This is a genomic window from Paenibacillus sp. sg306046, from assembly GCF_059821225.1.
Genome location: NZ_JCAMRT010000035.1, coordinates 1 through 23163 on the forward strand (window position 1 = coordinate 1; position 23163 = coordinate 23163).

At 53.1% G+C, this 23163-nt stretch carries 24 protein-coding genes, 12 tRNA genes and 2 pseudogenes; 28 read left to right on the forward strand and 10 right to left on the reverse strand.

Annotated elements, in window-relative coordinates; all coding sequences use genetic code 11:
• Positions 1–125 precede the first annotated feature (125 nt).
• From AC6ROY_RS23580 to AC6ROY_RS23650, 15 genes and pseudogenes are all read left to right on the forward strand, one after another.
• Positions 126–201: transfer RNA gene (locus AC6ROY_RS23580), tRNA-Phe, on the forward strand.
• 13 nt (positions 202–214) lie between these two features.
• Positions 215–290 (forward strand) — tRNA-Thr (locus AC6ROY_RS23585).
• Positions 291–301: 11 nt separating this feature from the next.
• A tRNA-Tyr gene (locus AC6ROY_RS23590) sits at positions 302–387 on the forward strand.
• Between the two features lie 7 nt (positions 388–394).
• Positions 395–468: transfer RNA gene (locus tag AC6ROY_RS23595), tRNA-Trp, on the forward strand.
• Between the two features lie 15 nt (positions 469–483).
• Positions 484–559: transfer RNA gene (locus AC6ROY_RS23600), tRNA-His, on the forward strand.
• Positions 560–574: 15 nt separating this feature from the next.
• Positions 575–646, forward strand: a tRNA-Gln gene (locus tag AC6ROY_RS23605).
• 9 nt (positions 647–655) lie between these two features.
• Positions 656–730: transfer RNA gene (locus AC6ROY_RS23610), tRNA-Gly, on the forward strand.
• Positions 731–737: 7 nt separating this feature from the next.
• Positions 738–811: transfer RNA gene (locus tag AC6ROY_RS23615), tRNA-Cys, on the forward strand.
• Between the two features lie 42 nt (positions 812–853).
• Positions 854–927 (forward strand) — tRNA-Cys (locus AC6ROY_RS23620).
• A 7-nt stretch (positions 928–934) separates the two neighbouring features.
• A tRNA-Leu gene (locus tag AC6ROY_RS23625) sits at positions 935–1023 on the forward strand.
• 18 nt (positions 1024–1041) lie between these two features.
• Positions 1042–1118: transfer RNA gene (locus AC6ROY_RS23630), tRNA-Arg, on the forward strand.
• A gap of 67 nt (positions 1119–1185) precedes the next feature.
• Positions 1186–1264 (forward strand) — tRNA-Leu (locus AC6ROY_RS23635).
• A gap of 478 nt (positions 1265–1742) precedes the next feature.
• Positions 1743–2561 (forward strand): annotated as a pseudogene (locus tag AC6ROY_RS23640) (oxidoreductase).
• A gap of 176 nt (positions 2562–2737) precedes the next feature.
• Positions 2738–2941: a hypothetical protein gene (locus AC6ROY_RS23645; protein ID WP_500103021.1), complete on the forward strand. Its 204-nt coding sequence runs from the start codon at positions 2738–2740 to the stop codon at positions 2939–2941.
• 83 nt (positions 2942–3024) lie between these two features.
• Positions 3025–3720 (forward strand): NAD(P)H-binding protein, encoded by a 696-nt coding sequence (locus AC6ROY_RS23650; RefSeq protein WP_500103022.1) that lies wholly within the window; start codon positions 3025–3027, stop codon positions 3718–3720.
• A gap of 424 nt (positions 3721–4144) precedes the next feature.
• Here AC6ROY_RS23650 and AC6ROY_RS23655 read toward each other — a convergent pair.
• From AC6ROY_RS23655 to glpX, 5 genes and pseudogenes are all read right to left on the reverse strand, one after another.
• Positions 4145–4429, reverse strand: a pseudogene (locus tag AC6ROY_RS23655) (Rossmann-fold NAD(P)-binding domain-containing protein); the annotation flags it as partial.
• 568 nt (positions 4430–4997) lie between these two features.
• Positions 4998–5567, reverse strand: coding sequence for a transposase (locus AC6ROY_RS23660; RefSeq protein WP_500103023.1), 570 nt, complete (start codon positions 5565–5567; stop codon positions 4998–5000).
• Positions 5568–5964: 397 nt separating this feature from the next.
• The gene (locus AC6ROY_RS23665; RefSeq protein ID WP_500103024.1) at positions 5965–6984 is read right to left on the reverse strand and encodes a polysaccharide deacetylase family protein; all 1020 of its coding nucleotides are present in this window, start codon (positions 6982–6984) and stop codon (positions 5965–5967) included.
• A gap of 299 nt (positions 6985–7283) precedes the next feature.
• Complete coding sequence (locus tag AC6ROY_RS23670; protein WP_500103025.1) at positions 7284–8102, reverse strand: sulfite exporter TauE/SafE family protein; 819 nt, start codon at positions 8100–8102, stop codon at positions 7284–7286.
• A gap of 64 nt (positions 8103–8166) precedes the next feature.
• Positions 8167–9150, reverse strand: a complete 984-nt coding sequence (gene glpX, locus AC6ROY_RS23675; RefSeq protein WP_500103026.1) for a class II fructose-bisphosphatase — start codon at positions 9148–9150, stop codon at positions 8167–8169.
• Between the two features lie 219 nt (positions 9151–9369).
• Between glpX and AC6ROY_RS23680 the strand changes: the two genes are divergently transcribed.
• Genes AC6ROY_RS23680 through moaA form a run of 3 tightly spaced genes read left to right on the forward strand, consistent with a single transcriptional unit; the run spans position 9370 to position 11927 of the window.
• The gene (locus tag AC6ROY_RS23680) at positions 9370–10017 is read left to right on the forward strand and encodes a helix-turn-helix transcriptional regulator (protein WP_500103057.1); all 648 of its coding nucleotides are present in this window, start codon (positions 9370–9372) and stop codon (positions 10015–10017) included.
• 36 nt (positions 10018–10053) lie between these two features.
• Positions 10054–10860 (forward strand): pyruvate, water dikinase regulatory protein, encoded by an 807-nt coding sequence (locus AC6ROY_RS23685; protein WP_500103027.1) that lies wholly within the window; start codon positions 10054–10056, stop codon positions 10858–10860.
• Between the two features lie 59 nt (positions 10861–10919).
• Positions 10920–11927, forward strand: coding sequence for a GTP 3',8-cyclase MoaA (gene moaA, locus AC6ROY_RS23690; RefSeq protein WP_500103028.1), 1008 nt, complete (start codon positions 10920–10922; stop codon positions 11925–11927).
• 81 nt (positions 11928–12008) lie between these two features.
• Here moaA and AC6ROY_RS23695 read toward each other — a convergent pair whose 3' ends face one another.
• Positions 12009–12101, reverse strand: a complete 93-nt coding sequence (locus AC6ROY_RS23695; protein WP_500103029.1) for a YjcZ family sporulation protein — start codon at positions 12099–12101, stop codon at positions 12009–12011.
• Between the two features lie 123 nt (positions 12102–12224).
• Positions 12225–13436 (reverse strand): C40 family peptidase, encoded by a 1212-nt coding sequence (locus tag AC6ROY_RS23700; protein ID WP_500103030.1) that lies wholly within the window; start codon positions 13434–13436, stop codon positions 12225–12227.
• Positions 13437–14045: 609 nt separating this feature from the next.
• On the opposite strand from AC6ROY_RS23700, the gene AC6ROY_RS23705 reads away from it, so the two are divergent.
• From AC6ROY_RS23705 to AC6ROY_RS23735, 7 genes are all read left to right on the forward strand, one after another.
• Positions 14046–14345 (forward strand): LiaF transmembrane domain-containing protein, encoded by a 300-nt coding sequence (locus tag AC6ROY_RS23705; RefSeq protein ID WP_500103031.1) that lies wholly within the window; start codon positions 14046–14048, stop codon positions 14343–14345.
• Positions 14346–14387: 42 nt separating this feature from the next.
• Positions 14388–15068, forward strand: coding sequence for a PspA/IM30 family protein (locus AC6ROY_RS23710; protein ID WP_500103032.1), 681 nt, complete (start codon positions 14388–14390; stop codon positions 15066–15068).
• A complete protein-coding gene (locus AC6ROY_RS23715) occupies positions 15065–15649 on the forward strand; it encodes a PspC domain-containing protein (protein ID WP_500103033.1) in 585 nt (194 codons plus the stop codon). Before AC6ROY_RS23710 ends, AC6ROY_RS23715 begins: the two co-directional genes overlap by 4 nt.
• A gap of 2 nt (positions 15650–15651) precedes the next feature.
• Positions 15652–16353, forward strand: a complete 702-nt coding sequence (locus AC6ROY_RS23720) for a PspA/IM30 family protein (protein WP_500103034.1) — start codon at positions 15652–15654, stop codon at positions 16351–16353.
• A gap of 127 nt (positions 16354–16480) precedes the next feature.
• Positions 16481–17131 (forward strand): cell wall-active antibiotics response protein LiaF, encoded by a 651-nt coding sequence (gene liaF / locus AC6ROY_RS23725; protein WP_500103035.1) that lies wholly within the window; start codon positions 16481–16483, stop codon positions 17129–17131.
• A 16-nt stretch (positions 17132–17147) separates the two neighbouring features.
• On the forward strand, positions 17148–18224 hold the full coding sequence (locus AC6ROY_RS23730; RefSeq protein WP_500103036.1) for a sensor histidine kinase: 1077 nt from the start codon (positions 17148–17150) through the stop codon (positions 18222–18224).
• A complete protein-coding gene (locus tag AC6ROY_RS23735; protein ID WP_159885588.1) occupies positions 18205–18852 on the forward strand; it encodes a response regulator in 648 nt (215 codons plus the stop codon). The genes AC6ROY_RS23730 and AC6ROY_RS23735 overlap by 20 nt, the downstream gene beginning before the upstream one ends.
• Positions 18853–19025: 173 nt before the next feature.
• On the opposite strand, the gene AC6ROY_RS23740 is transcribed toward AC6ROY_RS23735, so the two are convergent.
• Positions 19026–19466 carry a DoxX family protein gene (locus AC6ROY_RS23740; RefSeq protein WP_500103037.1) on the reverse strand — a complete coding sequence of 147 codons (441 nt, stop codon included), beginning with the start codon at positions 19464–19466 and terminating at the stop codon, positions 19026–19028.
• Positions 19467–19493: 27 nt separating this feature from the next.
• Positions 19494–20261, reverse strand: a complete 768-nt coding sequence (locus tag AC6ROY_RS23745) for a DODA-type extradiol aromatic ring-opening family dioxygenase (protein ID WP_500103038.1) — start codon at positions 20259–20261, stop codon at positions 19494–19496.
• 213 nt (positions 20262–20474) lie between these two features.
• Between AC6ROY_RS23745 and AC6ROY_RS23750 the strand changes: the two genes are divergently transcribed.
• From AC6ROY_RS23750 to AC6ROY_RS23760, 3 genes are all read left to right on the forward strand, one after another.
• Positions 20475–20783 carry a winged helix-turn-helix transcriptional regulator gene (locus AC6ROY_RS23750; RefSeq protein ID WP_500103039.1) on the forward strand — a complete coding sequence of 103 codons (309 nt, stop codon included), beginning with the start codon at positions 20475–20477 and terminating at the stop codon, positions 20781–20783.
• Positions 20784–20886: 103 nt separating this feature from the next.
• Complete coding sequence (locus AC6ROY_RS23755) at positions 20887–21297, forward strand: VOC family protein (RefSeq protein WP_500103040.1); 411 nt, start codon at positions 20887–20889, stop codon at positions 21295–21297.
• Between the two features lie 402 nt (positions 21298–21699).
• On the forward strand, positions 21700–21990 hold the full coding sequence (locus tag AC6ROY_RS23760) for a hypothetical protein (RefSeq protein WP_500103041.1): 291 nt from the start codon (positions 21700–21702) through the stop codon (positions 21988–21990).
• A 136-nt stretch (positions 21991–22126) separates the two neighbouring features.
• Here AC6ROY_RS23760 and AC6ROY_RS23765 read toward each other — a convergent pair whose 3' ends face one another.
• The gene (locus AC6ROY_RS23765; RefSeq protein WP_500103042.1) at positions 22127–22807 is read right to left on the reverse strand and encodes a hypothetical protein; all 681 of its coding nucleotides are present in this window, start codon (positions 22805–22807) and stop codon (positions 22127–22129) included.
• Positions 22808–23163: the final 356 nt, after the last annotated feature.

Below are 23163 nucleotides of genomic sequence, written 5' to 3' on the forward strand. Positions count from 1 at the left end.
TGGTGTAGAGGCCTAACATGCCTGCCTGTCACGCAGGAGACCGCGGGTTCGAATCCCGTCGGCTCCGCCATGATTTAAATCCTGTATTCAGGATGGGAATCTTTTGGTTTCATGAAATGGAATAAGGCTCGGTAGCTCAGTCGGTAGAGCAGAGGACTGAAAATCCTCGTGTCGGCGGTTCGATTCCGTCCCGAGCCACCATTTAACATCATATGCCGCTGTAGCTCAACTGGTAGAGCAACTGACTTGTAATCAGTAGGTTGGGGGTTCAAGTCCTCTCGGCGGCACCATAGTTTTATTCGGAGGCTTAGCGAAGTGGCCAAACGCAGCAGACTGTAAATCTGTTCTCTGACGAGTTCGGTGGTTCGAATCCATCAGCCTCCACCACTTTCATAGGGGCATAGTTTAAAGGTAGAACAAAGGTCTCCAAAACCTTTGGTGTGGGTTCGATTCCTGCTGCCCCTGCCAAACAAATTTAATATGGCGGTCGTGGCGAAGGGGTTAACGCACTGGTCTGTGGCTCCAGCATTCGTGGGTTCAAGTCCCATCGATCGCCCCATTTTTACCCTTGTATTGGGGATTAGCCAAGCGGTAAGGCAACGGACTTTGACTCCGTCACCCCTAGGTTCGAATCCTAGATCCCCAGTTTTATTTTGCGGAAGTGGCTCAGCGGTAGAGCATCGCCTTGCCAAGGCGAGGGTCGCGGGTTCGATTCCCGTCTTCCGCTCCAATATGATGGCGCCATAGCCAAGTGGTAAGGCAGAGCTCTGCAAAAGCTCTACCCCCAGTTCGAGTCTGGGTGGCGCCTCCAAAGTTACGCCGGAGTGGCGGAATCGGCAGACGCACNTATGATGGCGCCATAGCCAAGTGGTAAGGCAGAGCTCTGCAAAAGCTCTACCCCCAGTTCGAGTCTGGGTGGCGCCTCCAAAGTTACGCCGGAGTGGCGGAATCGGCAGACGCACAGGACTTAAAATCCTGCGGTGGGTGACCACCGTACCAGTTCGACCCTGGTCTTCGGCACCACATTCCATTTTATTATTTGTGCCCTTAGCTCAGCTGGATAGAGCGTTTGACTACGAATCAAAAGGTCAGGAGTTCGAATCTCTTAGGGCACGCCATTTCTTTTTAGTTTACAATGTCTAAGCTTTTTCTTAAATTAAAGGAAAGGTGACAGACAAAATATGTGCCGGCGTGGCGGAATGGCAGACGCGCTCGACTCAAAATCGAGAGGGAAACCGTGGAGGTTCGAGTCCTCTCGCCGGTATCGAAAAAAAGAGTTCATTAGAGACATTCTCTGATGAGCTTTTTTTATTTGAGTTTAGTACCTCACTCATTGCTTGAGCTGAAGATACCTTCGTGTTGTGTTCCAGATGTGAGTATATGTTTGCGTTGTTGCGTAATCACTAATAACAGGTTCATAGCGGGCAATTGATAGTATATTAGATTTTCCCTAATGGCCCAAAAAAGGCACTTCCTCTCGCGAGGAGGTGCCTTTTTTTGAAAAATAAGTTCATCAGCAACAAATTAACTCACGATCACACTGTTCAAATACATCTAGCCAAAGAAATAGCTCGCTGTGATTGAAAAAAAGCACTCAGATTAGTAAGTTTCGTACAGGATAACACTACGATCGGAGGGGAAATCTGTTCACTGAGAAAAAGATATTTTACATCGTTGACAATTGATTTTAAGTCATTTGTAATTGACTCATAATCAAATAAATATAAACGGAGGTTTTACTCATGGCTCAAAAAGTTGCATTAATTACAGGCGCATCCTCGGGGATTGGCAAGGAAGCAGCTATTGAACTGAAAAACAAAGGTTTTACCGTTTATGCGGCGGCGCGGCGTATCGATAAGATGCAAGATCTTGCAACAAAAGGCATTCGCCCCATATCTTTGGACGTTACAAATGACGAATCCATGATTCAGGCGGTCAATTAGATTCTTCAAGAGAAAGGAAGAATTGACGTCCTTGTTAACAACGCAGGGTATGGTTCCTATGGGGCCGTTGAGGATATTCCCATGGAAGAGGCGCGGCGACAGATGGAAGTGAATGTGTTTGGATTGGCCAGACTGATTCAGCTTGTGGTGCCGAGCATGCGAAAACACAAATTCGGTAAAATTGTTAATGTATCCTCAATGGGTGGGAAACTATGGACCAGCTTTGGAGGATGGTATCATGCAACCAAATTCGCAGTGGAAGGTCTTTCGGATTGCTTGCGCTTGGAATTGGAGCCGTTTGGTATTGATGTCATTGTAGTAGAGCCGGGTGGAATCAAAACCGACTGGGGAATCATTGCTGCGGAAAATCTAAAAAAGGTGTCGGCCAAAGGCCCTTATGCTCAGGCTGCAAACAAGGCGGCTGAGGGAATGATCAAAAATTATACAGGTAATCAATTATCAAAACCGGAGTTGATTGCACGCACCATCGGCAAAGCAGTGACCGTAAAAAGACCGAAAACGCGCTACCTGGTCGGTTTTATGGCAAAACCGATGGTATTTATAAAAAACGTCTTTGGAGATCGTGCCTACGACAGAATCCTCAAAATGTTCAGCTAAGCTGACACACCATCATGACACGAAAGGGTGAAAGAAAATGGCTAAATTTGATCCTCTTCTGCCGAAAACAACAACGTACTGGAAAAAAGACGGAATTTTCTTTGTCAAGCATACCAATTTCTTTATAACGATGGAGGAAGCATACGCTATTGCGGAATTGCTTAAGGAGGCTCATCTTGACAAGGAGACGTTTGCTCGTTATTTGCGATTCGCAGGCAGTAACTCCAGAAGATGTAATGGAGATTTTACAAGCAGAGGGCTCGATTATAACCGGCTGTAAATTATCAGCTACCTTGCCGGCAGAAGTGATTGATATCATCGAGAAGAATGGTCTGGATGGATTTCAGCGAGATTTTAAAGAAGATGTTCGGAAACGATGAATTGTTATTAGGATGGATATTATAAGAATTATATCGTTGTTCGTACAGCCGGACCATAGGTCGTAGGAAAAACGGAGGTCAGGATGACAACCAGAAAACAGACTGACACGGCTGTTGTGGCCGGCGCTACAGGAATGATGGGGAGACAGCTTGTACAGCGCTTGCTTGAGGACTCGTCATATCGAGAAGTCATTGTACTGGTGCGCCGGAGTATGGGCATTTCCCACCCGAAGCTGGTAGAAAAACTGATTTCTTTTGACCGGTTGGAAAGCGAATTGGATGCTTCTGTGCTAAAAGCTGCCGATGTCTTTTGTACCTTAGGCACGACAATCCAGCAAGCAGGCTCAAAAGAAGCCTTCCGTAAAGTGGATCATGAGTATCCGTTAGCTCTGGCTAAAGCCGCTCTTCGGCAAGGCGCCTCCAGTTATATCATTGTTACCGCAATGTGGGCTTCCGAGAAGTCCCGGATGTTCTACACACGTGTTAAAGGACAATTGGAGCGGGAACTATTGTCCCTCGGACTATCGCGTCTTGTCATCTTGCGCCCCTCCCTTTTGTTGGGAGATCGTGAAGGCGCAAGCTTTTGGGATCGGGCAACGGACCTTATTTTTCGCTTGATTGATCCATTTTTGATTGGCCGACTAGCCAGAATGAAAGCTATCCAATGTCAAGATGTGGCTCAAGTTATGATTATGATGGCGCATGGAAGAGGCCCGGCCATTGAAGTGCTGGAGTCTGAAGTCATCTCATTAAAAGCCAGTAAGAAGAGTAGGAATTAAAATATCCTAGCTAAATATGGAGGTAATTTTCATGAAAACATGGTTTATTACTGGAACGCGGCGATCGGGTTGCCGCTACGCTTATGAGCTTGTTTATAAGAGTTAACTTCACGAATAGCTGCATCAGAGGAACAAAAAGAGGTAGCTTATGCTACAGATTATAAAGATTAATAAAAGTTGATCCGGTTAATTAGGACTACGGAGGATGCATTTACTTAAATCATATTGGGAGATTCAATGTCGCCATCCTTTCATTAATCGTTATTATTTCCGCTAGGGGCTTGGGAATTGCAATCCTTGATGTTCAAATTCCAGTCTGAAAAAACAATACGGCTACGGAACAAATTTCGGATACGGTAAAGGTCCAAAGTTGAAGGGCGTGATCCCATAATTGCAGCCGATTAGCAAAAGAAAGGAAATCGAGTCATGACAAAAAAACAATCCGTATGAAAGGACACACATAGTCTACTTGTCGAAATGCTTCTTGACTGCCCGCTTGTCTGCTCGTGGTTCCTAACGCGCAGAAAACATCAGCCTCTTTCACCGTTTCCGCATCCAACTTTTCCTCAAGACGATCAAAAGAAATGAGCCTTTGCACCAGCTTGGGGTGAGAAATGCCCAGGTTTCTTCTCACAAGAACAACGAAGCGGCGATATGCGGGATGATCAAGCAACTGCTTTACAAGCTGCTTGCCAACAAGCCCGGTAGCCCCTGCGACGACAGCTGTAGTATGAGAAACGTTTGGGGAAGAAGGCGGGAATTATAGCGTTCCAGTTCTGCTCTCTAGGAAGGTCGCCGAAAGCGACTTTTTCCTTTATAAATACCGGGGATTTTTGAAAATAAAGAAGCTAATGAACTCCAAAACGGGCCTGTCATCCAAAATTTGAAGGCACGCGTCCGTTAGCAGAGTTCTTTTTTGCATTTCGTAATAATCCATCAGCTGCTCATGAAAAGCAGAAGGACGTGGCATATTCAACTGATTTCGAGGATTAAGAGCTGTCTTGCCGGAGAGCCTGGGTACAGGACAGGACGGAGGCTCAGCAGCCACTGGACATCAGCTCCTCCGCCAGTTGTTGATCCGCCGCGGCACCCTGGGCTTGGGTGGAGGCTCCAGCCCTCTCGCCGGTATTAGCTAACTTTACCATCGTGTGATCGCTAAAAAGCCAATAGGATGCCCGGAGCAACCGATTTCGGTGACCCTGTATAAATAGGAGTATGGATGGAAATAGTGGTTAAGTTGCGGCTACGAAGCCTGCTGTTCTTCCTTGTATTTCGTTTTATCGTTTAACATATGGTAGATAATCACAAGCATCTTTCGAGCCAGAGCGATTAACGCTTTCTTCTTTCCGCGACGTGATGCAACTTTCCAGTATTTCACCGCTAGCCCGGTCTTTCGTGATCGCGACGCCGCCCACGCGGCTTCGCATAATGCAACCTTTATATGTGGATTGCCTTTGACGGCAGCTGTACTTTTTTTTACCAGCGCTTTCGTGATTCCCTAAGGCCACACCCGCCCATGAACTCAAATGGTCCGAGTTAGGGAATTGAGACATATCCGTTCCGATTTCAGCAATGATGCAAGCAGCCGTTACTTTACTGACGCTTGGCATGGTTTGGAGCCGTTCAACTTCCTCCTTGTACTTTTCCAAGTAACTGTCGATCTTCTCGTCCAGTTTTTGAATCGACTTTTCAAGATACTCAATATGATCCCAAGACTGGCGAATTATGAAAATCTGGTGATCATCCAAGGTACCGAAGATGGAGTCGGCAGTAGCGGCAATCTTTTTCTTGACCTGTCCTTTAACGCGGTGCTCAATGTCGTCCTCGTCGATGTAGCCTTGCTCCAACAGGCGAGTCAGCAAGTTTCGCCCTGAAACACCGAAAATGTCTGAGATCACGGTCTGCAGTTTGACATTAGAGCATTCCAGTCAAACGTGTTGATTAACCAATATTTAGGGGGATATTTGAAGGAGTATATCCAGCGGCTCGAAGAGACGGGGCGCGGCCATCATATCGCGGAATTAAAGCGTAGACATCCGGAGGAGTTTCCAGAGGAAATTCCGCCTGCCCGGCAACAATTCGAACAAGCGCTGTCCCCAAAAATATTTCAGTCACGAAACCAATAAGGAATAAGGAAAATGTACGCGGCGAAAGCCCCGGCACAGCAGTGAATGTCAGGAATACGAGTCCTGACTCTTCATGGTTGCGCCGGTTTTTTCTTTATTGGAGTAGATATGCATCGGTTTATGGTTTGGTTTTTCCTTTTGTCACCCGAAGCAGCTCAGGCACGGTAACCAGCCGGTACCCGCGGCTTTGCAGCTGGGCGATGACATGCGGCAAGGCTTGCACGGTTCCCTTTAAATTTTGGGAAGGTCCGCCGCCGGAGTGCTGCAAAACGATGGAGCCGGCCTGCACATGATTCAGAATATTATTCGCCACCTGCGCTTCACCAAGCTGCTTCCAGTCGAGCGAATCGACATTCCAGTTCACGATCAAGTAGTCTTGCCCGGACGCCCAGAGAAGCTGGTTTTCTTTAATTTCTCCATAGGGAGGACGCACGAGACGCGGCGTGTAACCGATCAAGGGCGTTAGAACCGACTGGGTTTTCGTAATTTGCTGTTGAAAGCTTTCTTGCGAAAGCTTGGTGAACAATGGATGCGAATAAGAATGATTGCCAATGACGTGCCCCTCTTGAACGATTCGTTTCACAATGGCGGGGTGCTTCTCGGCTTGCTTGCCAATTAGAAAAAAGGTGGCGTGAATATGATGTGCCTTTAAAATATCAAGCACTTGGGGCGTATAAACAGCATCGGGCGCATCGTCAAAGGTGAGGGCCACCTGCCGGTTGTTGGCACGGCCGTGCAGCAGCAGCAGATCAGGGTACTTTTTAGCCAGCTGGGACAAGGTCAAATGTGAGCCTGTTCCCTGCGAGCTTTGCCGGACAGCTTGCCGGACCCGCTTGGAAACCGCAGTTTTGGAACCGGCGGGATTTGGCTTCGGCGGCGCAGAGCTGTCCGGTGTCGCGTCAGGCACAGGCGCAGTCACGCCAGGGACGGCTCCCGGCAGCTGCGGGGCGACCTGTGTGCGGCCTTCCGCCCCGGAGACGGCTGCCGGTGAAGGAGATCCCGGCCTGGACGACGGAAATCGGACGGCAAACGGTTTGAGGCGAAGCCGGATTGGTCCGGAAGCTGATGCGGGTGGCGAAGGTACGGAAGAAGCCCGAAGCTCAAAATGGCGGAGCGCGCCAAACGGCGCCGGCGGCATGGCAACGAGCCCCGAAGCAGAGCCAGCGAGACGATCGCGGGTCTCGGATGCGGTTGATGGGGGGGCTGTCAGAGCCTCGGGAAGGTCAGCGGCCAAAGACGATGCTCCGGAAGCGCCCGTGCTTGAAGCATTGGACGGAGAAGCAGGGACTGGAGCAGATTTGGCGGTACAAGCGGTTAGCAGCAGACAGGCGGCAGCACAGGAAGCCCATCGTTTTATGGCACGTGAATCCAAGTCAAACGCCCCCTTGGCTCCTCAATTTTATCTTAGTTTGAGGGAGAAGGGAGCGTTTTATACGGTTATAAAACTTGAAGTCCTTCCAGCATCATCTTGATGGCGATCAGGGCGAAGGAAATACGCAGCACCCACAGCAGCTTGTCGCTGCTCAGCTTGCTCGCAATTTTCGCTCCGAGCCAGCCTCCAATAATAGCGGTTGGCGCCAAATACAAAACCATCCAGTAATCAACCTGCCCGAGGGACATTTTCGTAAACGTTCCGAGCATCGAAGAAAGCAAAATCACAAACATCGAGGTTGCTGTCGCGACATGAGGCGGATAACGGAACAGCAGCACCATCGCGGGAACAAATAAGGAGCCGCCTCCGATCCCGAGCAGTCCCGAAATAAACCCGACGATCAGCCCAAGCGCAAGGGCGGGCAGCAGGCCGTACCCGTATTCAAATGTGGCTCCGGTCACATCCGTATACGTGCGAACGATACTCCAGCGAATGCTGAGCGGCTTGATGTAGCCGCGGACAATCAGGAGAATGGCCATAAGCAGCATAAAAATGCCAAAGCTCAGCTGAAACGCATCAGCGTCCACATACTGGGTGACATAGGAGCCAAGCGCGGCGCCGGGGGCGCAGGTCAGCACAAAAAGCCAGCCGCTTTTGAAATCTACACGCTTCTGCTTGACAAAGGTCATGGTCGAAGACAGCGCGGTAAAAATCAGAACGGCCAGCGAGGTGCCGACGGCAGTAGAGACGGAGATTGTCTGTCCGACAAATAACGGACCGAGATAGACGAGCGCCGGAACGATAATAACTCCGCCCCCTAGTCCGACAAGGCTGCCGAAGGTCGCGGCAAACAGACCGACAGCTGTAAAAAATAAAATACTCATCGAGCTAACCTTCTTCCTGGTCAATCATTTACCACCATAAATATTAACACAGGAAGATGTAAAATCAATGCTGCAGCTGAAGAATTTCATTTAACAGCTGCTTGTTCGGCAAGTAATGGCTCGATTGAATATAGCGAATCGTGCGGGTTTTGGCGCGCATGACGATGGAATGGGTTTCTGCACGATGGTCCGATGTGTAGCGGACGCCGTTGAGAAATTCGCCCGGTGTAATGCCGGTGGCGGCAAAAATGACATCCTCGGTGCCGATCATATCATCCATCCGAAGCAGCTTTAGCGGATCATGAATGCCCATCGCATGGCAGCGTGCAAGTTCCGCTTCATTTGCAGGCATCAGGCGGCCGATCAGTTCGCCGCCCAGACAGCGGAGCGCAGCGGCGGCCAGCACGCCTTCAGGAGCGCCGCCAGAGCCGACATAAAGGTCAATCCCGGATTCAGCCAACGCCGGTGCCACCGCACCCGCCACGTCGCCATCGCTCAGCAGCTTGATCCTTACGCCAACCTGACGCAGCGTAGCAATTTGCTCCTGGTGCCGCTCCCGGTCCAAAATCATGACGGTCAGGTTACTCAGCGGTTTATCCAGCAGCGCGGCGGCTTTATGCAGCGTGCTTTCGAGCGGATCATCCAGGCTGAGCTTGCCTGCCAGCGCGGCGCCTACAGCCAGCTTCTCCATGTACATGTCGGGAGCGTGCAGAAGCTGGCCCTTGCCCGCGATTGCGATGACGGCAAGCGCATTGTTTAGTCCTTTGGCAACGAGCTCCGTACCCTCCAGCGGATCGACCGCGACGTCTACCTCAGGCCCCTGTCCGTTGCCAAGCTCTTCTCCAATGTACAGCATCGGCGCTTCATCCATTTCGCCTTCGCCAATGACAACAGTGCCCCGTATAGAAATCGAATCAAACATCGCCCGCATTGCCGCAGTTGCCGCGCCGTCCGCCTGATGCTTGTCACCGCGTCCCATCCAGCTGGAGGCTGACAGTGCAGCTAGCTCCGTTACCCTTACAATCTCTAGTGCCAGTTCTCTTTCCAAACAGTTCCACTCCCTCATGTATCATCGTACTATTTATTTATTTGTAGTATAATAAATAGGTATATATTATGCAATATATAAATATTAATCGGATATATATTGTGCTTTATTGAGGATGCTTCGAACGAAACGGTTCTAGGAGAAAAGGGCGGTTTTTGGTACAATTAGAATGGGTGAAGCGGTTGGAACAAGCCGCTGTAACATGAGGAGGGACGGGTCATCGAACTGACTGCGCGCCAATTACAGATTGTTGAGCTAGTAAAAGCGAATGCGCCGATTACCGGCGAACAAATAGCAGAGATGCTCGGGTTGAGCCGACCGACCTTGCGCTCCGATCTGGCGCTGCTTGTCATGCTCGGCCTGATTGATGCCAAGCCGAAGGTTGGATATACAGCGGGATCTTCCGTCAATGCGGGGTCTCACGTTTCGCGGAAGCTGCTGGCTATGAAAATTCGGGATGTGCAATCCGTACCGGTCGTTGTGGCGGAGCAGGCTTCGATTCACGACGCTATCGTATCGCTTTTTATGGAAAATGTAGGCAGCCTGATCGTAATCGGCGAGGACGGCTGCTTGTCCGGAATTATATCCCGCAAGGATTTGTTGAAATTTACGCTGGGTAATCCCAATGCGGCCTCGATGCCGGTCAGCATGGTGATGACACGCGAGCCGAATGTGGTTCACGTTTCCCCGGACGAGTCGATTATTGATGCGGCCCGCAAAATGATTAATCATCAGGTGGATAGCTTGCCTGTTGTCATACCGGCCAAAACCGACCAGCCTGGCAACCGAGCCCGCTGGGAAGTGGTCGGACGTATGACCAAGACGATCATGACCCATATTTTGCTCGATCTGGCTTTGGATCGGTAAACGGCGGCGATTCGGACAACTAAGGAGAAAAACGGGATGAAGGAAGATAGGCAATACCAGATTACGATATGCTCCGATTCAGTCGGGGAAACGGCTGAGGCGGTCGTGAAGGCAACCATCCGGCAATTTGACGCCCATCAGGTGACGACAAAACGAATCGGCCACATCAAGTCGGAGGATGAAATCCGCTCGATTTTGGAATCTGCGGCCAAGCGCGGCGGCTTCGTGGCTTACACGCTTGTACAGCCGGAGCTGCGCGAGACGATGAAGGAGGAGGCGCTGCGGCTCGGCGTCAGAGCGGTCGACATTATGGGGCCGATGATGGAAGCCTTTGTGGATACGTTTAATGATTCGCCCAAGCGGGAGCCGGGCTTGCTGCATCGGCTGGATGACGATTATTTTCGCCGCGTAGAGGCGGTGGAGTTCGCCGTCAAATGTGACGATGGACGGGATACGAGTTCTTTGCTGAAGGCGAGTCTCGTCCTGATCGGCATATCCCGGACCTCCAAAACTCCGCTGAGTATTTTTTTGGCGCATAAAGGAATCAAGGTGTCCAATCTGCCGCTTGTTCCCGAGGTTAAGCCGCCCAAGGAGCTGTTTCTCGTGCCGGGCGACCGGATTGTCGGACTGACGATGGACGCGGACAAGCTTTATAAAATCCGCACGGAGCGGTTGAAGGCTGTCGGGCTGCCGTTCGGCGCGAAATATGCGACGATGGAGCGGATTGAGGAAGAGCTTGCTTACGCGCAATCACTGATGAAGCAGGTCGGAGCCCTCGTTATTAATGTGACGGATAAAGCGATTGAAGAGACGGCAGGCATCATTATGAGCAATCTTCGTTGAAGCCGGGGCTTGTTCGCAAAAGGTATCCTAACCTAGTTCAGAAAGTGAGGTGAACGGAAATGGCCCAGGTACTGGTTGACCGTTTTGGACGCATTCACGATTATCTGCGTATTTCCGTCACGGACCGTTGCAATCTCCGCTGTGTGTACTGCATGCCTGAGGAGGGAATGCAGTTCGAGCCGGAGGAGAACATTTTGTCGTTCGATGAAATTTATGAGGTCGTGCGTGTGCTTGCCGGATACGGGGTGCGGAAGCTTCGCTTGACAGGCGGAGAGCCGCTTGTACGCCGAAATCTGGATCAATTGATCGCAAGGCTGAGCAGCATTCCGGGGATTGAGGACCTTGCGCTGACGACGAACGGTATTTATTTCGCGCAGCGGGCGGAACTGCTGCAGGCGGCCGGGCTGACCCGGATTAATATTAGTCTGGATTCGCTTCGCGAGGACCGATTTCGGTTCATTACGCGCGGCGGCGATGTGAAGCGGGTGCTGCAGGCCATTCAGGCGGCCAAGCAAGCCGGACTGTTCCCGATTAAGCTCAATGTCGTCTTGATGAAAGGAATCAATGAGGACGAAATTGCCGACTTTCTGCAGCTCAGCCGGGAGGATGACTTGCATGTCCGCTTTATTGAATATATGCCGATCGGCCATGATGATCAAGGCTGGAGAGCCAGCTACTTGCCGTTGACCGAGGTGCTGCGTACTTGTGAAAGCATGGGCTGGAGGACGGAGGAGCTGCAGCAAGGCATGAGGGGAAACGGTCCCTCGCAAAACTACAGGATTGAGGGGGCGGTCGGCTCCTTCGGCCTGATCCATCCGGTGAGCGACCATTTCTGCGAAACCTGCAATCGGCTGCGGCTGACGGCAGATGGCAATATCAAGCCTTGCCTGTATTGGTCGGATGAATTTAATGTCCGCAAGGCGGTCGGCGATGACAGGAAGCTTGCGGAGCTGTTTTTTCGGGCGCTTGATGTGAAGCCGGAAAGCCACGAGATGGTGAAGGCGCTTCAGCAGGAAAACTTCAGCCATACGCCAACGGAACGCCGGATGTCGCAAATCGGCGGCTAGCCTGAAGTGCTCGGCAACGATCAAACCCCCGGTCAAGCTGCTGCAGCTTTGACCGGGGGGTCCTTGTCTCGTATGAGAGGATTAGATGACGAAAGTGCGAGTAATGATAACAAGCAAGATAAACAACACCAAAATGACGCCCGTCGATGTGTGCAGACCGCCGACTTCGCTCATGTGATATCCCCCCCTCAGAAGACTTGGTATACCATATGAACGGCAAACGGCGATGGTCTGGACGATGGCCCGGTTAGCGAGAAGAAAGTTCGTCGAAAGCGCTAGACTCCGAAGCAGCTTTCCTTAATAGGAGCTGCCTCCGAATAGAAAACGATGCTCCCAGGCTTTGCCGCTGATGGAGTCAATCCGCACACCGCCGGACTCCGGGGAGTACGTATGCAGAATCTGGCCGTTGCCCAAATAGATGCCGACATGAGTGACCTTGGCCGCCGACTTGTCAATTCCGCTGTAGTCGGATGCCTTGGAGCCTTGATAGGACATGAAAAACATCAGATCGCCTCGCCGAAGCTGCCGCCAGTCAGTGGAGGTTTTGCCGACCGCCTTCACGTAAGCCGCTTGGGTGCGGGAGTCGCCGGGAAGCAGCTGGCCGATGCCGTCGAGAAACGCTTGACGAACGAAGTCCGAGCAGTCGAAGGTGCTGATATCATAACGGCTGGAGCCGAATTCATAAGGAACGCCGAGGTAACGCATGCCGGCCTGAATGACCTGCTCGGTGGCGACGGCTGGCTTCAGTTTTTTGTAAGGCTCTATAAAGGTTGTACTTATGTAAGTGGAGCTTGTGCTTATGTATCCGATGACGCCATTCTGGTCCTCGATCTGGTACCAGTAGTCGTTGTATTTGTTCAGGATGAGTACCGGCTCGCCCGCTGGCAAAAAGCGAATCCGTGAAGCATCGGTACCCGGCCCGGTTCGGAATGACACAGAGGCGGTAATGACCCCGTTAGGCGGGGACTGGAACAGCGCTTCCTCCGGTTCTTCCTCGGGAGCGGGCTGTGTCTGATCGTCCAGCTCGATATAACGGGCGCTGGAGCTGACGAAGCCAACAGTCCGATTGGCATCCATCACGCGATACCAGTAGCTGTTTACCTTCTCCAGGATGCGCACCTTCTCGCCCTCCTGCAGCAGACGGATGCGCGAGCTGTCGGTTGAAGGCCCGCTGCGGAAGGAAACCGTGTCGATGACGGTTGCTTCCGGCACAGGCGGGAGTGCGGGAACTTCCTCCACATAGGTCGATGATGAGGAGACGTAGCCGGCTTGTCCGGAACTGTCGCGAACAAACAGCCAGCTGCTGTTATGCACGCGGATCAGATCAAGCAGTTCGCCGGTCTTCAGCAGACGAAGCTTGTCGCTTTGCGTGGACGGCAGCTCCCGGAAATTAACGCTTTGTACGACTTTAAACCGGGGGGCCTTGGCCTCAGATGCAGCGACGGAAAGCGGGAGTGCGGCAGCAGATACGAGAGAGCTCAGCAGGATGAAAAGCAGTTGTTTTTTCATGAATCCTGAACCTCCTGACGGTTGGCGTGCAGCCGGATTGGGGCTGGAAGAAATGGATATCCATAATATTCCGCGCTTAAGAGCTATAATAGCATACGTTTTTGTTGAAACTTAGCGGTAAAACTTGACAAATCCCGGTTGGGGACTTATCGAATTATTGGTCCAAAGACGCTTGTACGGATGTATAGTCCGGGAAATTTTAGATTGTAAAGGGTATACAGAATTATTTTGAAGGAATACAAGGGAGATTTTCACTCTGGCCGTGGTGTCTGATTTCTGAAAAATAGTCAGTTTGTCACGGTCTGAAAGCTGGAGCCTCTTGCGGGCGGCCTGCTCCATTCAGACCTTATCGGCGATGCAGCACTCCGTTTGTATCCATGGATTTTTTGTTCAACCCTTGGCGCTTTTCCTTGGCGTCAGGGGTGTTTGCCGTGTCGCAAAAGGGCGGCGCGTTCAAGGAACGGTAGGCCGGGTTAAGATGTCCGGGCAGGTACTGGACTTTAGTCGAGCTGCAGAACCCGCCGCAGGTTCGTTTTGGCGAAGCCGGTTTTTATCTAGAATAAGGACATAGGCAAGAGAGCAAACACGAGAGGCGGTGAAACGAATCACATGAGAATGAACAAGCACACGGGTATCGCATTGGTGATGATCCTCTTCGGTACGCTGATTCTGCTGAACAAGTTTGATCTGCACATCGGTCACCATCTTATGAGCTATTTGTTCCCGATCGCGATGGTCGGCTTCGGGTTTCTCGGCTTGAGAAACGGGAAAACGATTATCGGCACGCTGTTGATCGTGATCGGCGGTCTGATTTTGCTGGGTAAGCTTTCCGGCGTACTCGGGTTGTTGCTCGCGGTCGGCTTGATCTGGTACGGCGTTTCGCTTATCCGTAAAAAGTCAGTTTACTAAGCGTATCTTGATATTTTGAACGAAAAGGTGGTTGAGTCCGATATGAGTCTAGGCAAACGATTTCGCGATATTACCGTCGCACACTTCAATGAAATGCTGGAAAACTCGGAAGATCCGGTTCGATTGATCGACAAATACTTAGATGCGCAGGCGGAGCAAATCCGCGATTCCGAAAGGCTGCTGCAGCAATGCTTGAGCCACGCTGCGTCGCTGCGTCATCAATACAAGACGGCCGAGCAGCTGCAGGAGCGTCGTGAGCATCAGGCGTCGATGGCGCTGAGGGCAGGCGAGGACGGCGTAGCCCGCATCGCTCTGCAGGAGAAAATGGCGCAGGAAGAGAAAGCCAAGCAGTACAAGGAGCTGTATGAGCAAAGCAAGCTCGGCATCGAGGAGCTGGAGGAGCAGGTGCGGCAGCTGAAAGCGGACTTCGATGAAATTGCTTCGAAGCGCAGCTACTACATCGCGAGACTGGAGTCGGTCCGGCTGCAGCAGCGGATGAATGAGCGGCTGCGCGGGATGGGCTCGGGACCGTCGCCGCGGCTGTTCGACCGGCTGGATGAGCGGGTCTCCGATATGGAGATGACGGCAAGAACATTGCGGGAAGTACGCGGTCATGTCCGTGAGGCGTGGCATGCCGTGAGCGGAGCCGCTTCACAGGCGGTAGACCAGGAGCTCGACAAGCTCCGCAACAAGCTGAAGCAGGAAGGCTGGAATCGGCCATGACGAAACTTTACCGTTCCCGAACCGATCGTAAATTAACCGGCTTGTGCGGCGGTCTGGCTGACGTGATGGGGATGGATGCAACGTTGCTGCGGGTAATCGTTGTGCTCCTGGCCTTCTTCACCTCCGGAGTCGTCCTTGGGATCTATGTGCTGGCCGCTTTGGTCATTCCGAGCGAGCCCTACACAGGCGGACCGTATGACCGCGGCGGCGCAGGTCCTTATGGCGGAGGCAGCCATCAATTCAACAGCTGGAAGGATTGGAGACGCGCCGAGCGGTACTATCGCAAAGCCAGAAAATACGGCTGGAACACCGAATCGGAAGCAGCGCATGGCTACGAGCGTTATGACACTGGCTACGCGACAGGCTCGCGGCCGACGAACCAGGGCGGAGGCGGCTATGCGCATACGGCGAACGCTTCCGATCCAACAGGCGACCATCTGGACGACATGATGAAGGATATCGAGAAAAAAGCAATGTGGAAGGAAATCGAAGAGCTGCGGGCCAAGGTGGCCAAGTATGAGAAGCAGCAGGCACAGGCGCAAGCGAACCAACAAAACCAACCGCCTAAAGGAGCGATTTAATCATGGGAGTATTTTCGAGAATCAAGGATATGACGAAGGCGTCGCTGCATGAGATTTTGGACAAAGTGGAAGACCCGATTATCATGCTCAATCAATATATTCGCGATATGGAACAAGAAATTGCCCAGGCTGAAGTGACGGTTGCGCGTCAAATCGCCAGTGAGCGCAAGCTCAAGGAACGTCTGGATGAATCCGTTCGTCTGGCGGCTCAGGCCGAAGCGAAAGCGAAGGAAGCGCTGAAGCTTGACCAGGAGGCAACAGCCCGTCAGGCGCTGGAGCAAAAGCTGTATCATGACGGCAAAATCATCGAGTACACAGACATGCATGAGCAGGCCAAGGCGCAAGCGGCTGAGCTGGTCGCCCAGCTGCATGAGATGAAGGATTCCTTCTACCAGATGCGCAACAAGCGCAGCGAGCTGATTACACGGGCCCAGCTGGCCAAGGCCAAAAAGCAAATGGCTGAAGTGACGGCAACCAATGTGATCGAGGGCGGCAATGCCGTGAAAGGCTTCCGCCGCATGGAAGAGAAAATCATCACGCTGGAGGTAGAGGCGGAAATTGCCCGTAAGCCATACGTCGGTTCAGCCTCCTATGGCGGCTCGGCTTATAGCGCAAGCCCAGTCGGCTCCACCGACCCGGTCAAACAGCAAAAGCTGGATGAGCAGCTGAATCTGCTAAAAGAAAAGATTTCCTCCGAGCAATAAAACAGTCATTGGAGCGAAGCGGGCAGTTGTGATATGCTAGGTAAGGCCAAAAGCCATGGGGGCCCTGTATGAGCCGCTGTGGCTTTTGGCATCAGCCGGGGAATTGCGTATGGAAGGGGGCGGCAGCATGAGCAGTAAACGGAACCGCAACATTGCATTGATGTTGATTGGCGCCGGGATATTTTTATTGGCAAACGATCATCTGAGCTTTATGACGATCGTCGCCCTCTTCCTGATTGTGTTTGGCGTGCACAAAGCCCGCGGAGACTCCGGGCGCAAAGGGTACGTGCTGATGCTGATCGGCTTGCTGCTGCTGCTGGGCGGGAATTTGGCGCTCGTCATCGCTATCATTTTCATATCGCTGGGCTTCTACTACAATAAATCACGTAAGCTGCATCGCGACGACCAGCATTACCGCAAGCAAAGTATGATCGACAGCATCCGCTGGGGGCGCGAGCCGTGGATTTTGCGAAATATGTCGATCTGGAACGTGCTTGGCGAGATGCATATGGACTTGACCTACGCGATTCACGAACATAAGGAAACGACGATTATCCTGCAGGGCGTCATTGGCGATATCGACGTGATCGTGCCGGACGATGTGGGGCTGTCCATTACGACTTCTGTGCTGTTCGGCCAAACGAGCATCGGCTACGATAAAGAGGCCGGAGTGCTGAACAAGCTCGTGTGGCAATCGCCAAACTACTGGACGGCGGACCGTCAGGTGAAGCTGGAAATTTCGTATATGGTGGCAGATATTGATATTAAATTCGTATAGTGCTGGAGGCCAGGATATGGACGGACATGAAAAACGTCTAACCAATATGATATGGCGAAGTATGGCGGAGTCCATGGGGCTCAGCCTTGTTTTGTTTGCTGTTATCATGTATTTCCTCCAGGCAAATGGCTACTTCAGACCGTTCCAATCATGGCAGGAAGGAGTAAGCATGAGCTTGACGCTGATCGGCATTTCGGTGGCGATCGGCGCTTCGTACGGCCTGTGGTCGGCCAATCGGACCAAACGCCGGCTGGAGCTGCTGCGCGAGGTGATGCTTTCGCTGGAGAAGGGCAACTTGAGCCGCTCCGTGCCGCCGCTGGGTGAAGACGAGATTGGCCGGCTCGGCGAGCAGCTGAACCAGATCACGAAGAAGTGGGAGGAGCAGGTATCCTCGCTGCAGCGGCTGTCAAGCAACAACGCCCAGCTGGCCCAGCGCGCCAAATATTCGGCGATTGTCGAGGAGCGGCAGCGGCTGGCGCGGGAGCTGCATGATGCAGTCAGCCAGCAGCTGTTTGCGATTTCGATGACGGCGACGGCAGTCGGGCGTACGCTGGATCGAGACTTTGAGAAGGCGCAGCGGCAAATTTTTTTGATCGAGGAAATGGCCTCGGTCGCCCAGTCGGAGATGCGGGCGCTGCTGTTGCATCTGCGTCCGGTGCATCTGGAGGGCAAGCACTTGGCGGAAGGGCTGGGCGAGCTGCTGCAGGAGCTGTCGGCCAAGGTGCCGATGCAGATCGACTGGGGATTCGCATCGGATGTGCATCTGCCGCGCGGTATCGAGGATCATTTATTCCGGATCGCGCAGGAAGCGATGTCCAATGCGCTGCGGCATTCCAAGGCCTCCAAGCTGGAGGTTAAGCTGACGCGGCCTGCGCCGGATGCGGTCAAGCTGCTTATTCGCGATGACGGAGTCGGATTTGATCTGGACATCCGAAAGCAGGCTTCATATGGTATAGTAACGATGCATGAGCGCGTGAATGAGATTGGCGGATCTATGAATCTGATTACAGCGCCTGGCAAGGGGACGCGGATTGAGATCAGAATTCCGATTGTTGCGGAAGGAGGGGCCCATCATGGAAGAGATGACGATTAAGGTGCTGCTTGTCGACGATCACGAGATGGTGCGAATCGGGCTTGCTGCGGTGCTTGGCACTGAGGAGGATATTGAGGTTGTCGGCGAAGCGAGCGGCGGACAGGAGGGCATCAGGCTGGCGCTGGAGTATCGGCCGGATGTCGTGCTGATGGATCTGGTGATGGAGGGCATGGACGGCATTGAAACGACGCGGCGGCTGCTGGAGCAGCACCCGGACTGCAAGGTCATTGTCCTGACCAGCTTCATTGACGATGAGAAAATATATCCGGTCATTGAAGCGGGGGCGTTCAGCTATTTGCTGAAAACATCGCGTGCCGCGGAAATCGCCCAAGCGATCCGTTCTGCGGTCAAAGGCCAATCCGTACTGGAGTCGCAGGTAGCCTCCAAGCTGATGAATCGCTTCCGCCAGCCGAAGCAGGCGGCTATGCCGCATGAGGAGCTGACTGAACGCGAGATGGAGGTGCTGCGGCTGATTGCGTCAGGCAAGTCCAACCAGGACGTCGCGGACGATCTGTTTATCGGCGTGAAGACAGTCAAATTTCATGTGACCAATATTTTGGCGAAGCTGGGCGTTGAGGACCGCACGCAGGCGGCGATTTATGCGTACAAAAAAGGACTTGTTGAGTAATCAGGCGCAGGGAAGCAAGGGGAAAGCCCCGCGCTGCGTGGTCCAAAGGATAAGAGAAAAGCCCCGGCAGACCGGCTCTGATATTTCGAGCGGACTGTCGGGGCTTTGCAGCGCCTTGCGCGTGCGTCTGTGCTGTGGCTATCTTTGGATGAGCGGTCAGCCTTGCGTGATCGTTAAGCGGCGCTGGAGCCGCTCTCGTGCGTTTCCTCTTCGCTGGCGCCAAGGAACAGACGCTCTACAGCCAGCAGCGAGCTGCCTGCGAAGGCAAGGCCAATTGAAATGACGAGCAGGACAAGCTCCAGCTCGTAGCCGGCGGCTTGCTCGCTGCCTGTAAAGCCGGCGGCCAGCTTTACTTTGAGAATCGCAACGGCCATGATGCAGGCGAACAGCGCGGAAATAAACCGGGTGCCGAGTCCCAATATGACGGCAATACCGCCGACAAGCTCGATGACTGCGACCAGATACGCGGTAAAGCCGGGCAATTGCATGCTCTGGAACCACCCGGATACTTGCTCGATGCCTCCGGAAAATTTCTGGTAGCCATGGATGGCAAAGGTCAGACCAAGAATAACGCGGAATAGCAGCAGCCCTACATGTACATTCGGTTTCAACATCTTTGAGTTCACTCCTCTAGGTATAGGTTAAAATTGAAAACAGGCATAGCTCAGCGTCCCAAACTCATAGCTGCGGTGAATGGTCTCCGGTGTGCGGCCCGGTTCGCCTGCGCCAAGTGCGATAAAAAACGGCACGAAATGCTCAGGACGAGGGACGGCTGCCCGTGCATGCGGCGCGGCTTGAGCGTAATCAAACAAAGCATCGACATCAGCAAGCGCCAACTGACTGATTAGCCAGTCATCAAAGGCAACGGCCCACGGCTCAGGTGCTTCCTGGCTCCAGTTGACCATCCGCAGGTTGTGCACGGTGACGCCGCTGCCGATGACAAGAATGTCCTGCTCGCCAAGTCCGCGGAGCGCCTTCCCGATCGCATATTGCTCCGCAGGGGGCAAATACGGGTTCACGGAAATTTGAATGACTGGAATGTCGGCCTGCGGGTACATCCGGTACAACAGCGTCCACGAGCCGTGATCAAGTCCGCGCTGGTCATCGAGCTGGACGGGGATGCCCTGTGCTTCCAGCAGCTGCTTGACCTGTCCGGCGACCTCCGAGGAGCCAGAGGCCGGGTACGTCAGCCTGTACAGCTCGTCAGGAAAGCCGCCGAAGTCATAGATAGTGTCGTATGTGCCGTCAGAAGCGGAGATTGTTGTTGTCTGCGCTTCCCAGTGCGCCGTGAAAATAACGATGGCCCGGGGTTGAATCTGTTGTCCAAGCTGCTGTAAAAAATCGGTATAGCCGGTTTGCTGCAAAGCGAGCATAGGCGATCCATGCGCCAAAAAAAGAGATGGTATCATGATCTGTTCCTCCTGATGATTAAGGTGCAAGCCCGTAGCTGCAAGGGCATGTAGACGTTTTCGTCATTAAGTTACTTTATGTAAGTTAGTATATGATAATAATGGTTTTCCGTCAAGTAACTAAAAGCAACTAATTTATTAATACAAACTATATAATAATTAGTGGATTTCGGTTATACTAGTACCAGGAGCGACTAAGCGAGGTGATGCAAAATGAATCCATCGACGTTATGTCCGCGAATGGAGAAGGCGACACAAATTATAAGCAAGCGTTGGGCGATTTTGATTATGTATCAGCTGCTGGACGGTCCGCAGCGTTTCTGTGCGATCGAAACGGCGCTTCCAATCAGCGGAAGACTGCTGTCGGAGCGGCTGAAGGATCTGGAGCATGAGGGAATTGTCCAGCGTGATGTGTACCCGGAGATGCCGGTGCGCATCGAATACTCCTTGACGGACAAAGGCCGGGCGCTGGAGCCGATTTTGAAGGGGATTGAAGCCTGGGGGCAGAAATGGATAACCTGAGCTTGCATCAGTCAGACGATTGCTGCCGGACCAGTTGAGCATCTGTCTGATCCGAGCTATACTAGGGTGGATGTCAACCTTGACGAAGGCAGGTGTCTGGACAATGAGCAATGCTGTACTGAAGGGCGGCGGCTTCCATCACGTCGCAATCCGGGTATTTGATTTTGAGGCGACTGTGCGGTTTTACACCGAGGTGCTTGGCTTTACAACGCGGCATCAATGGGGAGAAGGCGACGGGCGCGCGATCATGCTGGATACGGGCGACGGCAATTATTTGGAAGTGTTTGCCGGCGGGACCGAGGGGCCGAAGCCGGAGGGCGCTTTCCTGCATCTGGCTTTGCGTACGGAGGATGTTGACGGTGTCACGGAGCGCGCACGGGCAGCCGGTGCGGAAGTGACGGTCGAGCCGAAGAGCGTGGAGCTGAACGGGATTCCGGTGCGGATCTCCTTCTTCAAGGGACCGGACGGGGAAATCATCGAGCTGTTCCAAAGCACAGGCGAGGACAAGCTGTAGGCGGTCCGGGCAAAAGCCTGACCTGTGCCGAGGCATAAGCGGGGCTGCAACAGGTAGGCTGAGGCGAGCGTGCGCTTGGATAGCGCGCTGCACGCCGCTGCCTCGCTGGCGGCAGTACGGATCAAGGCTACCTTGTGACCCGGCGGCGTATAAAGGGTCTTTTAGCGGTTAAAAGAGCAGGTTCTTCCGGATTAAGGAGAGCCTGCTTTTTTGTGCATTTATGCCGAGTGAGCGGGCAGGTTGAAGCCGTAAATTCGTAGCTGTAAGGGCAAGGCAGGCGGCGGGCGAAAAAACTTTGGCAAAAAGTGAGTGATTTCGGGCGGTTCGTTCGTCTATTCATTGTTGGCCACAAATCGTGAAATCGGACCGGCTGCCGGTCCAAGCAGGAAAAGAGGGTGTACGATGCGAGGTGTGATGATCCCGGAGCCGGAGCAGGAGCGGCAGGGGAAAAACAAGGAGCGGCCGTTCTACGAAAAAACCGTTGTCCTGAAGCGCTGCGAGGAGATCAGCTATCAGATCGCACATTACTTGCTGCAGCATGAGCGTGCTGCCCAGGCGGCTGCTCAGCATGCGCTGCTTGAATTGTATCATTCGGAGGACTTCTTCGGGCTGCCGGAGCCGGATCAAGGTGAGCGGGTACGGAAGGTGACGATGCGTCATGCGCTGCTTGTACGGATGAAGCAGAAGGCGTGAAGGCTGAATTCAAAAAGCGACCGGTCCGCAAAGGGGAGGGTCGCTTTTCTGTCCAAGCATGATTTGTGCGGTAAGGGGCGCTCATCGCGAAGACGTCAGGGAAGCAGACGGTCTCTTGTTCTGGCGTCCCAGCCTGCTACAGATAAGTATCCAGCAGCGTTCCGATCATTGGTGCGGGCAGGTACGTTTGCAGCCCGCCTTGCGGGCTGGCGGTGTAGCTGCTCATCGCGTAGAGGGAGCTGCCCTGCGGATTAAGCAGGCGTGCGGCAGGCACCGTCTGCATGCTCCGGGACGACTCCGCCAGCTGAGCGGCAAAGCTGGACAGTGTCCGCGCAGTTTCCTCGGGCAGCTTGGACGCTTGAGCGGCCAGCTTGGACTTGTCCACCAGCAGCGTGCCGTCCGCCTGTCGTTCCAGCCCCAGCTCCTCCAGCTGCTCGAACGGCACCTTGTCGGAAAATTTGCGGGCGGTCGGGCGGAACATCGCCCCGCCGTCGCTTAGCGCGGAGACAACTTCATTGTAGCTGCGCGCGAGCTGCTCGGCAGCTTGCACGGAAGCTTCCGGCTTGTCTCCGGCCGCCAAGCGTACCGCTTCGGCGGTTTGTTTCGCCTGTTCATTTTTGGCGGCGACGTTCGCCAAGTTGGTTGCCGCTTGCTTGGCGAACTGGTCAAACCGATAGCCCGCCATCGTTGCATCGGGAAATACGGCCCGGGTAATCCGCGACACGGGACCGGATCTGGCCTGCTGGGTCCGGTCAAAGGCAACCCACTCCGCGTGGGTTCGATAGGTATTGAATACATTGCCGACCGATGCGATCATGTTCATTCTCCCCTTTCCGGTGAATGGCTCCGAAAAATCGCTTTCTTCTATTATAACCCATGGCAGGCCGGGCGTAAACGAAGTTTGAACCAGCAAACAGCGGGAAATTGACAAGCTTCAACGGCTTGAAGTAACATTAACTATTACTTTTGAGTACCAAAGGAGCCTGGTGATTATGAATTGGGTGCATATGATCGTGATTGCGGCTGTGCTGATTACCTGTATAGGGTTTCTGATGTTTGTCAGTAAAAAGTATCGCAAGTAGCGGGCATCTGGATTAACGTTTCCGCTTGCCCTCACATACGCTGGAGGAAAGGCCCGCCGCCCTGCCGGTCAGGCACCGGGCCGTCTGAAAG

Coding starts and splice junctions, on each gene's coding strand:
- AC6ROY_RS23695 (WP_500103029.1), bottom strand. CDS start 12,101: ATGAGCGAAGTCGGCGGTCTGCACACATCGACGGGCGTCATTTTGGTG.
- AC6ROY_RS23745 (WP_500103038.1), bottom strand. CDS start 20,261: ATGATACCATCTCTTTTTTTGGCGCATGGATCGCCTATGCTCGCTTTG.
- AC6ROY_RS23740 (WP_500103037.1), bottom strand. CDS start 19,466: ATGTTGAAACCGAATGTACATGTAGGGCTGCTGCTATTCCGCGTTATT.
- AC6ROY_RS23750 (WP_500103039.1), top strand. CDS start 20,475: ATGAATCCATCGACGTTATGTCCGCGAATGGAGAAGGCGACACAAATT.
- AC6ROY_RS23665 (WP_500103024.1), bottom strand. CDS start 6,984: ATGCCGCCGGCGCCGTTTGGCGCGCTCCGCCATTTTGAGCTTCGGGCT.
- AC6ROY_RS23735 (WP_159885588.1), top strand. CDS start 18,205: ATGGAAGAGATGACGATTAAGGTGCTGCTTGTCGACGATCACGAGATG.
- AC6ROY_RS23700 (WP_500103030.1), bottom strand. CDS start 13,436: ATGAAAAAACAACTGCTTTTCATCCTGCTGAGCTCTCTCGTATCTGCT.
- AC6ROY_RS23730 (WP_500103036.1), top strand. CDS start 17,148: ATGGACGGACATGAAAAACGTCTAACCAATATGATATGGCGAAGTATG.
- AC6ROY_RS23755 (WP_500103040.1), top strand. CDS start 20,887: ATGAGCAATGCTGTACTGAAGGGCGGCGGCTTCCATCACGTCGCAATC.
- moaA (WP_500103028.1), top strand. CDS start 10,920: ATGGCCCAGGTACTGGTTGACCGTTTTGGACGCATTCACGATTATCTG.
- AC6ROY_RS23715 (WP_500103033.1), top strand. CDS start 15,065: ATGACGAAACTTTACCGTTCCCGAACCGATCGTAAATTAACCGGCTTG.
- AC6ROY_RS23710 (WP_500103032.1), top strand. CDS start 14,388: ATGAGTCTAGGCAAACGATTTCGCGATATTACCGTCGCACACTTCAAT.
- AC6ROY_RS23765 (WP_500103042.1), bottom strand. CDS start 22,807: ATGATCGCATCGGTCGGCAATGTATTCAATACCTATCGAACCCACGCG.
- AC6ROY_RS23685 (WP_500103027.1), top strand. CDS start 10,054: ATGAAGGAAGATAGGCAATACCAGATTACGATATGCTCCGATTCAGTC.
- liaF (WP_500103035.1), top strand. CDS start 16,481: ATGAGCAGTAAACGGAACCGCAACATTGCATTGATGTTGATTGGCGCC.
- AC6ROY_RS23720 (WP_500103034.1), top strand. CDS start 15,652: ATGGGAGTATTTTCGAGAATCAAGGATATGACGAAGGCGTCGCTGCAT.
- AC6ROY_RS23705 (WP_500103031.1), top strand. CDS start 14,046: ATGAGAATGAACAAGCACACGGGTATCGCATTGGTGATGATCCTCTTC.
- AC6ROY_RS23650 (WP_500103022.1), top strand. CDS start 3,025: ATGACAACCAGAAAACAGACTGACACGGCTGTTGTGGCCGGCGCTACA.
- AC6ROY_RS23670 (WP_500103025.1), bottom strand. CDS start 8,102: ATGAGTATTTTATTTTTTACAGCTGTCGGTCTGTTTGCCGCGACCTTC.
- AC6ROY_RS23760 (WP_500103041.1), top strand. CDS start 21,700: ATGCGAGGTGTGATGATCCCGGAGCCGGAGCAGGAGCGGCAGGGGAAA.